Origin of the sequence: Streptomyces sp. NPDC037389, from assembly GCF_040636475.1 — a bacterium.
GTDB classification, from domain to species: Bacteria; Actinomycetota; Actinomycetes; order Streptomycetales; family Streptomycetaceae; genus Streptomyces; species Streptomyces hesseae.
Window position 1 is genome coordinate 36,898 of the sequence record NZ_JBEZUS010000023.1, and the last position, 10,502, is coordinate 47,399.

The 10,502-nt window shown below is 73.7% G+C and carries 11 protein-coding genes and 1 pseudogene; 7 read left to right on the forward strand and 5 right to left on the reverse strand.

Features of this window, described 5'->3' with window-relative positions:
* Window positions 1–37: 37 nt before the first annotated feature.
* Window positions 38–1,654 (reverse strand): benzoylformate decarboxylase, encoded by a 1,617-nt coding sequence (gene mdlC / locus AB0E98_RS31875; protein ID WP_361709513.1) that lies wholly within the window; start codon window positions 1,652–1,654, stop codon window positions 38–40.
* A gap of 209 nt (window positions 1,655–1,863) precedes the next feature.
* On the opposite strand from mdlC, the gene AB0E98_RS31880 reads away from it, so the two are divergent.
* Window positions 1,864–2,064, forward strand: a complete 201-nt coding sequence (locus AB0E98_RS31880) for a hypothetical protein (RefSeq protein ID WP_361709516.1) — start codon at window positions 1,864–1,866, stop codon at window positions 2,062–2,064.
* A gap of 79 nt (window positions 2,065–2,143) precedes the next feature.
* Here the strand turns inward: AB0E98_RS31880 and AB0E98_RS31885 are convergent, their stop codons facing one another.
* The gene (locus AB0E98_RS31885; protein ID WP_361709518.1) at window positions 2,144–2,614 is read right to left on the reverse strand and encodes an SPW repeat protein; all 471 of its coding nucleotides are present in this window, start codon (window positions 2,612–2,614) and stop codon (window positions 2,144–2,146) included.
* Between the two features lie 147 nt (window positions 2,615–2,761).
* On the opposite strand from AB0E98_RS31885, the gene AB0E98_RS31890 reads away from it, so the two are divergent.
* Window positions 2,762–2,902, forward strand: a complete 141-nt coding sequence (locus AB0E98_RS31890; RefSeq protein WP_361709521.1) for a hypothetical protein — start codon at window positions 2,762–2,764, stop codon at window positions 2,900–2,902.
* Window positions 2,903–2,987: 85 nt separating this feature from the next.
* Window positions 2,988–4,148, forward strand: a complete 1,161-nt coding sequence (locus AB0E98_RS31895; protein ID WP_361709523.1) for a glycosyltransferase family 1 protein — start codon at window positions 2,988–2,990, stop codon at window positions 4,146–4,148.
* Window positions 4,149–4,173: 25 nt separating this feature from the next.
* Here the strand turns inward: AB0E98_RS31895 and AB0E98_RS31900 are convergent.
* Window positions 4,174–5,036 (reverse strand): annotated as a pseudogene (locus tag AB0E98_RS31900) (glycoside hydrolase); the annotation flags it as partial.
* Between the two features lie 91 nt (window positions 5,037–5,127).
* Window positions 5,128–5,544, reverse strand: a complete 417-nt coding sequence (locus AB0E98_RS31905) for an ankyrin repeat domain-containing protein (RefSeq protein ID WP_361709526.1) — start codon at window positions 5,542–5,544, stop codon at window positions 5,128–5,130.
* A gap of 104 nt (window positions 5,545–5,648) precedes the next feature.
* On the opposite strand from AB0E98_RS31905, the gene AB0E98_RS31910 reads away from it, so the two are divergent.
* Together AB0E98_RS31910 and AB0E98_RS31915 are read left to right on the forward strand one after the other, a co-directional pair.
* Window positions 5,649–5,843 carry a hypothetical protein gene (locus tag AB0E98_RS31910; RefSeq protein WP_126913219.1) on the forward strand — a complete coding sequence of 65 codons (195 nt, stop codon included), beginning with the start codon at window positions 5,649–5,651 and terminating at the stop codon, window positions 5,841–5,843.
* A gap of 9 nt (window positions 5,844–5,852) precedes the next feature.
* Entirely contained in the window at window positions 5,853–7,367 is a 1,515-nt protein-coding gene (locus AB0E98_RS31915) for a hypothetical protein (RefSeq protein ID WP_361709529.1), read from the forward strand.
* A gap of 25 nt (window positions 7,368–7,392) precedes the next feature.
* Here AB0E98_RS31915 and AB0E98_RS31920 read toward each other — a convergent pair whose 3' ends face one another.
* On the reverse strand, window positions 7,393–8,898 hold the full coding sequence (locus tag AB0E98_RS31920) for a PLP-dependent aminotransferase family protein (RefSeq protein ID WP_361709531.1): 1,506 nt from the start codon (window positions 8,896–8,898) through the stop codon (window positions 7,393–7,395).
* A 64-nt stretch (window positions 8,899–8,962) separates the two neighbouring features.
* Here AB0E98_RS31920 and AB0E98_RS31925 point away from each other — a divergent pair, with 64 nt between their 5' ends.
* Both AB0E98_RS31925 and AB0E98_RS31930 read left to right on the forward strand, forming a co-directional pair.
* Window positions 8,963–9,703 carry a hypothetical protein gene (locus AB0E98_RS31925; protein ID WP_361709534.1) on the forward strand — a complete coding sequence of 247 codons (741 nt, stop codon included), beginning with the start codon at window positions 8,963–8,965 and terminating at the stop codon, window positions 9,701–9,703.
* A gap of 257 nt (window positions 9,704–9,960) precedes the next feature.
* Complete coding sequence (locus tag AB0E98_RS31930) at window positions 9,961–10,335, forward strand: RNA polymerase-binding protein RbpA (RefSeq protein WP_004948858.1); 375 nt, start codon at window positions 9,961–9,963, stop codon at window positions 10,333–10,335.
* Window positions 10,336–10,502: the final 167 nt, after the last annotated feature.

Below are 10,502 nucleotides of genomic sequence, written 5' to 3' on the forward strand. Positions count from 1 at the left end.
GGCGGACGCCGTGCGCGGCACCGGGAAGCGGGAGGTGTCAGAGGACGGGCGGCACGGTGGTCACCGGGGCCTCGATGAGCACGGGCCCGTCCTGGCCGGCGGTGGCGGCGCCGACCAGCTCGGCGAGGTGGGCGGGGTCGGTCGCGCGGTGCGCGGGCACCCCGTAGCCCCGGGCCAGCGCGCACAGGTCGAGCCCGGGGAGGTCCAGGCCGGGCACGCCGGGGGTGTTCTCGAAGCGGCCGAACCATTTGAGGATCGCGTACTCGCGGTTGGCGGGGACCACGAAGGTGACGGGCACCCGGTAGGCGGCCGCCGTCCACAGCGCGGTGATGGCGTACTGCGCGGAGCCGTCGCCCACCAGCGCCACCACCGGCCGGTCGGGGCGGCCGAGCTGGGCCCCGACGGCGGCCGACAGGCCGAAGCCCAGGCCGCCGCCCGTCGTCATCAGGAAGGAGCCGGGCCGGTCGATGCGGACGTGGTCGCGGAACGCCTGGATGTTGGAGGGGGATTCATTGACCCACACGGTGTCGGCGGGGGCCGCGCTGGCCATGGCGGCGAGCGCGATGGACGCCGACATCGGCTCCCCGTCGGCCTCCGGGACCTCGACGGGGGTGTCGTCGGCCCGGTGCGCCGCCTCGTCGTGCGCGCGCTTGTCGACCAGCTCGCACAGCAGCTCCAGGGTGGGCCGCAGCCCCGCCACGAGCGCGTCGCCGACGGGCGCCCGGGCGGCCTCGCCGGGGTCGCTGGTGAGCAGCGTCAGCTCGGTGCCCTCGGGGAGCAGCGGGCCGGGGACGTACGGGTAGTAGCGGAAGACGGGCGCGCCGACGACCAGGACCAGGTCGTGCCCGGCGAGGGTCTGCGCCAGCGGCCCGATGGCCGGGGGCAGGACGCCCTGGTAGAGCGGGTGGGTCTCCGGGAAGCCCACGCGTCCCTCGATCGGCGAGGCCCACACGGGCAGCCCGCGGCGCTCGGCGAGGGCCACGGCCGCGTCCCAGGCACCCTCCGTGTCCACCGCGCCGCCCGTCACCAGCACGGGGTTGACCGCCGTCATCAGTTTGCGGGCGAGCGCCTCGACCTCGGCGCGGTCCGCCTGGGCGGCCCCGCCGACCCGGCGGGCGGTGGCGTGCCGGGCGGCCCGGGCCTCGGCCGCGTCGAGCTCCACGTCGAAGTCGTCCATCGGCAGCGAGAGGAACACCGGGCCGCGCGGGGCGCTCTCGGCGATGTGGAACGCCCGGGCGAGCGCGGCCGGCACGTCCTGGGCGCGCGGCGGCTCGTAGGCCCATTTCACGGCGGGGCGCGGCAGGAGGGTGGCGTCGACGTTGGTGAGCAGTGCCTCCATGGTCATCATGGCCCGCACCTGCTGCCCCGCCGTCACCACCATCGGGGTGTGGTTGGCGGCGGCCGTGACGATCGCCCCCATGGCGTTGCCCACCCCGGGCGCGGTGTGGAGATTGACCAGGGCCGTCCGCCCGGTGGCCTGGGCGTGGCCGTCGGCCATCCCCACGACCACGGCCTCCTGGAGGCCGAGCACGTACCGGAAGTCCTCGGGGAAGTCCTGGAGGAAGGGGAGCTCGGTGGAGCCCGGGTTGCCGAACACCGTCGTCGCTCCGCGGGACCGCAACAGCTCACGAGTGGCTGCGCGTACGGTCGTCATCGCCTGGCACCTCTTGGGATCCGTGGGCCGATCGGGGGAGGGGAGCATTGCCACTTCCCGCCCGCCGAAGCCAGGACCCCGGAAGATCACCTGAGTATTCATCCGAGCGGGTGAATACGCCTTGACCTGCGGGCTGTTGCCGTCGGGCGGGTTCTAGCGTCCCCCGTATGCCAGATATGGATCAGATCATCCGACGGATTCGCAGAGACATGAACACCGAGCTGCGCAAGCGGGCGCGGCGGGCGCTCGACGGGCCGTCGGGGTGGGCCGTCTCGGGCGAGACCGGTACGGGTGAGGCCGTCTCGGGCGAGACCGGCGCGAGCGGGGCCGGGGAGCCCGGCGAGGGCGTGCGCTCCGGCGCGGAGTCGGCCGCGCCCGCCGCCACGGGGCCCGCGCAGCAGAGCGAATAGCCGAAGCGCCCCGCCGTCCGGGGCATCGGACGGCGGGGCGTCGGCGGGAGGGGGAAGGGCGGGGTGCCGGGGGCGGGGGTCAGCGGCGGCCTCCCGGAGTGCCTCTGCCGAGAGTGCCCTTGCCGAGTCCCATGCGCGCGCAGGCGAGGGCGATCAGGCAGCACAGGGCGCCGATGACGACATTGCTGACGACGGCGCGGGTGGCGAAGGCCGTGACGAGGGCGTGGCCGGCGACGACCCAGGGCGAGACGATCGTCCAGAGGGCCAGGCCGACGGCGGCCCAGCTCATGGCGTGGGTGCGTTCATAGGCGGAGCCAAAGCCTCCGACCAGGCATGCGAAGGCGATGCCCACGATCAGATTATTGATGGCCAGGTTGGTCGCGAAGCCGAATCCCACAATCCATGGCGAGGCGGCCAGGTAAACGCCGCAGAGGAGTGCGAGGGCCTCGACGGCCTGGGCGGCGGTGGTCGCCGTCGTCTCCTCGGAATGGGCACGGAGCGCCAGGATGTCGGGGTGGGTTTCGATCCGGGGCGACGTAGGGACGGTCACGTCAGCCACCTTCTTTCCCTGTGGGTCTGGACCTGGCGCCATTTTACCCCAATTACCCTTTAATTCACCCAAATGGCCGGTGTATCGAGTGAGGGTTGGGGGAAGGCTTACGGGTCAGAACCGAACGGCAGGGGGAGGCGACCCACCATGGAAGAAGAGTCCGCAGGACGCGAAGAGCGCGCCCGCGCCCGCACCGACGCCCCGGACAAGGCGGCACCCCCGCCCACCGAGGACGATCCGGAGGGAGCGGAGGCCGCCGAGTCCCACATCATCCGCGGCATGGACTGACGACCGACCTGACGCTCACGGGACGTTTCCCGGGCGGAAAGATCCACGTGGCCCGACGGGCGTGCGGAACCCCGACAACAGCCGTATGCGTGTCGTCATCGTCACCGAATCGTTTCCGCCCGACGTCAACGGCGTCGCGCACTGCGCCTGGCAGACCGCCCGGCACCTCGTGCTCCGCGGCCACGAACCACTGGTCGTGGCCCCGGCAGGGCCCCGGGGCACGGAGCCCGGGGCCGGCGCGGCCGGGCCCTGCCCGGTCGTACGGGTACGGTCCGTCCCGCTGCCCGGCTACGCGCAGATCCGCGTCGCGCTGCCGGGCAGGCGGCTGGCCGCCGCGATCGGCGCCCACCGGCCCGACGTCGTCCATCTCGGCAGCCCGTTCGTCCTCGGCGCCCGCGCCGTGCGCACCGCCGGGCGCCTCGGGCTCCCGGCGGTCGCCGTCTACCAGACCGACCTCGCCGGTTACGCCCGGACGTACATCGGCGCGGGCGAGACCTACGCCTGGCACCGGCTGCGCGCCATCCACGGCGCGGCCGACCGCACCCTCGCGCCCTCCGCCGCGGCCGTCCGCGACCTGGTGGCGCACGGGGTGCCCCGGGTCCGGCTGTGGCGGCGCGGGGTGGACTCCGAGCGCTTCCACCCGGCCCGGCGCGACCTGGAGCTGCGGCGCGCGCTCGCGCCCGGCGGCGAGCTGATCGTCGGCTATGTGGGGCGGCTCGCGCCCGAGAAGCACGTGGAGTTACTGGCCCCCGTCTGCGCCCTGCCCGGCGTACGGGTCGTCATCGCGGGCGACGGACCGCACGCGGCGCGGCTGCGCGCCCTGCTGCCCGGGGCGCGCTTCCTCGGCACCCGCACCGGCGACGAACTCGCCCGCGTCTTCGCCTCGCTGGACGTCTTCGTCCACACCGGCCCCCAGGAGACCTTCTGCCAGACCATCCAGGAGGCCCAGGCCAGCGGCGTGCCGGTCGTCGCCCCCGCCGTCGGCGGCCCCCTGGACCTGATCGACCACGCCCGCACGGGCCTGCTGGTCCGCCCTCGCGACCCCGAGGCCCTCCGCGAAGCGGTCCTCACCCTGGAGACCGCCCGCGGCACCCGCGACGCCTACGGCCGCGCGGGCCGGGCCGCGGTCCTCACCCGCACCTGGAGCGCGATCGGCGACCAGCTCCTCGACCACTACCGCGAGGTCCTCACGGAACGGTCGGAGGGGCGGGAGGGGACGCCTCAGCTGATCCCGCGGCCGCGGTGACCGCTGTGGTCCGCCCGCCGGCCGGCTACCGGTCGACGTCCGCCGGGCAGAGGCGGCGCGGCTGCTTGTCGCCGCGCAGCTTCGCGTCGGCACAACCCCCCGGCAGCCCGTCGTGCGCCTTCGTACCGAAGTTGGCGGTGACGGTGAGCACGCCGTCACCGAAAACGGTCCGCTGGACGGTCCGGTCGTCCGTGAGCATACGGAAGTCCGTCATCGCCTCCGCTCCCACGGCCTGGCGCAGCGGCGAGAAGTGCTTCTGGAGCGCCGCCAGTTCCGTACCGCGCTTGTCCAGCGAGTCCCCGTCGAGGACGAAGTTGAGCGGCGTGTTGTAGAGCATGGCGAGCAGCGCCCGGTCCGTCTTCTGCGCGGGCAGCTTGTCGTACGGGATCTCCCAGCGCTCGGTGTTGACGACGGAGTCGTGGAGCGCGGCCTCGTAGAGGGGGACGCGGTAGGCCGGGTCGTACATGGCCTTGGCGACGTCGGCGGGGAGTTCGGCGGGCTTGAAGAAGACGCCCGGCGCCTTCGCGGGGGTGCAGCCGCCCCACTTCTCCTTGTCCCTCTCGGCCTTCCACAGCCCGTCGTGGACCGGGGCGCCCGAGCCGTGGTCGAAGGCCACGACCTGGTTGGCCCAGTCGCCGGCGGACTCGGAGCCGAGGACGAGACGGGCGTCGCCGGAGAGGCGCTTCATCCGGGCGAGGCGGTTGGCGCGGGGCTCGGCCTTCTCGAAGGCCTCGGAGCTGAGGTAGCAGCCGCGGTCGTGGAAGCCGGGCTCGGGGTGTCGTCGGCCCGCCTGACGCAGAAGTCCGGGTAGACGCTGTCGGGCCAGACCTGGGCGGGGGCGTCGGAGGTCTTGGGGTCCTGGCCGTCGGCGAAGGAGTCGTACGGGCCACTCCTCCCCGCCGGCCGCCCCAACCACCGCCCCGGCCGGGGGTACTGAGGGGCCGTCACACCGCCGCGCGGCACCCCCGGCCGGCGCCGGTCAGCCGCCCTGGAGGAGGTCCAGCATGTCCTGGCGGGCGAACATGGCCGCGGTGTCGACGGCCGAGGGCATACCGGCGGCCGGGTCCGCGCCATGGGCGACCAGAAGGCGGACGACCTCGCTCTCCCCCTTGAAGACGGCGCCCGCCAGCGGGGTCTGGCCCCGGTCGTTGGGACGGTCCGCGTCGGCGCCGCGCTCCAGGAGGGCGGTGACCGTCGCGATGTGACCGTGATAGGCGGCGAGCATCAGCAGCGAGTCGCCCCGGTCATTGGTGAGATTGACCGGAACCCCAGCGTCCACATATGCGGCCAGGGTATCGGTGTCGCCGTGCCGCGCCAGGTCGAAGACCTTGGCCGCGAGCTGGAGCACCTCCGGGTCGTGTGCGGGCTCGCCGGATACGGGTGTCGGCTCGGTCATAATTCGTCATCCTCCGTACGGGTGTATCCCCAGTTGCTTAAAAAATACTTTCTGTGAAGCTGGAGGAACTTGTGGTGACCGCCCCCAGTTCCCAGGAGATTCCCATGATCCTCTCCATCTCGGGCGTCGTACTGCTCGGTGTCGTCGTATTCCTGTTCTTCCGCAAGGACAACCTCAAGCCGTCGCACGGCCTCGTCTGCGCCCTGTTCGGCTTCTACCTCGCGGGAACCGGCATCGCCCCGAGCATCAAGGCGGGCGGCGCGAGCCTGGCCAGCCTGCTGGGCGGCATCAAGTTCTAGGAGAACGACGTGGGCCGGCGTTCACTCCCCCGCATCCCGACCGGACCCGCCGTGCCCTCCCCGGGCCGGGAGCTGGCGCGCGGCCTCGCCGACAACGCCCGGGACATGTTCCACCCGCTGCTCGTCGTCGCCCGCGGGCTGCGGTCGCTGGCCACCACCGGACGCCACGGCTGGGGGCGGATGCCACGGGAACGCCGCGGTCCCACCCTGCTCCTGGTGGCCTCGTGCCTGGCCATCGTGGCGCTCGTCCCCTACGGGCCGACGCTGGGCACGGCGGCCCTGCTGGCTGCGGGCGCCTGGGCCGGGCGCGACCGGGGCGGGGCGCGGGGGGCGGCGGCCGAGCCGGACGAGGAGCAGAGCCACCGGCTCCAGGCGCTCTACGAGGCGCTCGTGCCCTACTTCTCCGCCCCGCAGGACCCCCGGCCGCTCTACGAGCACGGCGGCGACTGGAGACGGGCGTTCGAGGAGTACGCGTTCGACGGCCTGGGCCGGCTGACCGCCCTCCGGCTGCGCTACCCCGGCTACTTCACCGACGGCGAGGAGGGCGCGCGGAGCAGGATCGAGCAACTGCTGCACCTCAAGGCGGGCCGGGGCCCGGAGTACCGCTTCGACTGGGACGAGGCCGCCAACCGCCTCGGCCTGGGCGTCCTGCCGGTGCTGCCCACCGACGTCTGGGCCCAGCGCTTCGTGACCGCGCCCGGCGAGACCGTGCTGGGCTTCACCGACCCGTCCGCCGTACTGCGGACCGTGCCCGTCACCGCCGGCGAGGAGACGTACGACGCGCCGCCCGTCGTCTGGCGCACCGGCCCGCGCTCCACCGAGCCGCACCTGCTGGCCCTCGGCCAGCCGTCGGCCGGCGTCACGACGCTGCTGCGCTCGGTCGTCCTGCAATCCCTGCTCCACGGCGACGTGGTGGTCGTGGACGGCGGGGGCGCGGGCGAGTACGCCTGTCTGGAGGGCCGGGACGGGGTGCTGGCCGTCGAGACCTCGCTGCCGGGCGCGCTCGCCGTCCTGGAGTGGGCCTCCCACGAGACCGAGCGACGGCTGCTCGCCGCCGGACGCGCCCGGCGGGAGGGGCGGTCCCTGCCGGACGACGTGCGGCGCCCGCTGTGGATCGTCGTGGACCGGCCCGGGGCGCTGAGCCATCTCGCCGCGCGGGAGGGGCGGCCCGATCCGCAGGAGCTGCTCGCGGTGCCGCTGCGGCACGGGCGGACGGCGCAGGTCACCGTCGCGGTGGGGGAACAGCTGGAGGGCGTGGGGCGGCTCGCCGAGGCGGTGCTCGCCCACACCCGGGCCCGGGCCGTCCTGGGAGCGGTCGCCCCGGAGCAGGTGACGGCCGTGCTCGGCGCCCCCTCGCACACCACCCCGGCCGACCACGTGCCGCCGGGGCGCGGCTACGCGCGGGTGGGCACGGGACCGGTCCACCGGCTCCAGGTGCCGGCGACGCCGGATCCCTACGACGAGGAGACGTCCGACGCGCAGCGGCGGGCGGTGCTGGCCTTGCTGCCGGCCCAGGCGGTGTAGCGCCGGGGCCGGAGCCCCCGGCCCGTCAGGCGACGTACGTGCGCGGCATCTCCACCGCCGCCGTCGCGCCGCTCGCGACCAGGCGGGCGGCTTCGGCGAGGCGGCTGGCGGCCTCCTCCGCGACGGCGCCGTTCACGGTGAACGGCAGCCGCACATAGCCCTCGAACGCTCCGTCGACGCCGAAGCGGGGACCGGACGGCACCCGCACCCCCAGGCGCTCGCCCGCCTCGGCGATCCGGGAGCCGGAGAGGCCGCCGGTGCGCACCCACAGGGTGAGGCCGCCCCGGGGGACGGTGAACTCCCAGTCGGGGAGGTGGCGTCGCACAGCGGCGACGAGCGCGTCGCGGTTCTCGCGCGTCTGGTCGCGCCGTATGGCGATGGACTCGTCCCAGCCCCCGGTGTTGAGCAGCCAGGTGACGGCGAGCTGGTCGAGGACGGGCGTGCCGAGGTCGGCGTAGGCGCGGGCGGCGATCAGGCTGCGGATCACCTCGGGCGCGGCGCGCACCCAGCCGATGCGCAGGCCTCCCCAGAAGGACTTGCTGGCCGAGCCGACGGTGATGACGGCGTTTCCGGCGGGATCGAAGGCGCAGACGGGCCGCGGAAGTTCGATGCCGGGGTCCAGGGCGAGCTCGGACATGGTCTCGTCGGCGACGAGCAGCGTGCCGGCGGCCCGGGCCGCCTCCACCAGCGCCCGGCGCTGCTCCTCGGGGGCGAGGGCGCCGGTGGGGTTGTGGAAGTCGGCGATGACGTAGGCCATGCGGGGCGCGGCGTCACGCAGGACCTGGCGCCAGGCGGCCAGGTCCCAGCCGGCGAGCCCGCCGGCCATCGCCACGGGGACGAGCCGGGCGCCGGCCTCGCGCATCAGCTGGAGGACATTGGCGTACGAGGGGGACTCGACGGCGACCCGCTCGCCGCGCCCGGCCATCAGCCGGCAGATGGCGGCGACGGCTCCCATGGCGCCGGTGGTGACCATGATCTGCTCGGGCATGGTGGGGATGCCGCGGGCCGTGTAGCGGTCGGCGAGGGCCTGGCGCAGGGCGGGCAGGCCGGCCGGGTAGTCGCCGTGGGTGTGGGCGTAGGGCGGCAGCTCCTCCAGGGCGCCCTGGACGGCGCGGGTGAGCCAGGGCTCGGGGGCGGTGAGGGCGGCGCAGCCGAGGTCGATCACGGAGCCCGCGGCCTCGGGCGGCAGCGGGTCCAGGGCTCTGGTGGGCAGCGGGTTCCCGGCGGGCACGGCGGTCCAGCTGCCGGCGCCGCGCCGGGACTCCAGGAAGCCCTCGCCGCGCAGGGCCTCGTAGGCGGCGGCGACGGTGGTGCGGCTGACGGAGAGGGCGGCGGCCAGTTCGCGCTCGGCGGGCAGCCGGGCGGCCACGGGGACGCGGCCCTCCAGGACGAGGAGCCGGATGCGGTCGGCCAGGGAGCGGTAGGCGGGGGTGCGCCGGCCGCCGAGCGGCGTGACGGTGTCGCGGTTGTGGGGTGAGCCGAGGAGGCGGGCCAGCTGCGGCGCCCCCACCGAAGAGGTCCACTGGGTCATCGCGTGCAGTCCACCTTTCCGGGATTGGCCATGGATCAATGTTCGATCCAGTCCACAGACTGTCATGCCTCAGGCCACTCGCACCACCACAGGGGGGATTCTCTTGTCCGCGCACACTTCCGCGCCCCGGAGTCCGGGGCTGGCCCGTCGTCTCGTCCAGCTGTACGTCGGGCTCGTGCTGTACGGGGTGAGCTGCGCGTTGCAGCTGCGCGCCGGGCTGGGGCTGGCCCCCTGGGACGTGCTCAACCAGGGCGTGGCGCGGCACACGGGCCTGTCGATCGGCACGGTGGTGATCGCCATCGGCGCCCTGGTGCTGCTGCTGTGGATCCCGCTGCGGCAGCGCCCCGGGCTGGGCACGATCTCCAATGTGGTGATGATCGGCCTGGTGATGGACGCCACACTCGGCATCACGCCCACCCCGGGTTCGCTGTGGATACGGATTCCGCTGCTGCTGTTCTCGGTGGTGCTGTGCGGGGTGGCCACGGGGCTGTACATCGCACCGCGCTTCGGCCCGGGCCCGCGCGACGGGCTGATGACGGGGCTCCATCGCAGGACGGGGTGGTCGGTGCGACTGGTACGGACCTTTATCGAGGTGGCCGTGCTGGCGACCGGCTTCGCGCTGGGCGGGTCGGTGGGCGTGGGCACGGTGCTCTTCGCGGTGTGCATCGGGCCCCTGGCCCAGTTCTTCCTGCGCCTCTTCGCCCCCGCGGAGCGGCGGCCGACGATACCGGTGGCACGCTCGGCGGACGCGCCGGAGGCCACTGATCAGGCCAGGTCCGCACAGGACGCACCGGACCCGGTTTAGGCGCGAAACCAGCGGGCCGGTAGTGTACGCCTCTGACCCGCCGGACGGACCGTTACTGCGCGCTCAAGTAGCAACAGCACAGGGTGACATCTATTGCCAGATGTGACAAAACGGGCGTTGGTGGGTACAACAAGGGGCGGCACGACGGGCGACGCATGTCCCTCAACGGGGAATCTTCACCGCCGACCGGACGTTGACCGGATGACGACGACAGCGACACCTGTCCTGTGGGCGACAAGCCCGGGAGGCACGAATTCATGAGTGAGCGAGCTCTCCGCGGCACGCGACTTGTGGTGACCAGCTACGAGACCGACCGCGGCATCGATCTGGCACCGCGCCAGGCGGTGGAGTACGCATGCCCGAACGGCCATCGATTTGAGATGCCGTTCTCGGTAGAGGCGGAGATTCCGCCGGAGTGGGAGTGCAAGGCGTGCGGCGCCGTGGCACTCCTCGTGGACGGCGATGGTCCCGAAGAGAAGAAGGGCAAGCCCGCGCGTACGCACTGGGACATGCTCATGGAGCGGCGCACCCGCGAGGAGCTGGAGGAGGTGCTGGCCGAGAGGCTGGCCGTCCTGCGCTCCGGCGCCATGAACATCGCCGTGCATCCGCGGGACACGCGCAAGTCCGCCTGACGGCGGTCCCGCGCGTTTCCATTCGCACGATCAAGGGCCCGGGCCACAGCGAGAGCAGTGGCCCGGGCCCGTTTATGCCCTGGGGCGGCCGAAGAGTTACGAAGAGCGGGGTGTAGGGGAAGAGTGTGGGGGTGGATGTGTTGATCTCGGTGGGGGGCGGGTGATTA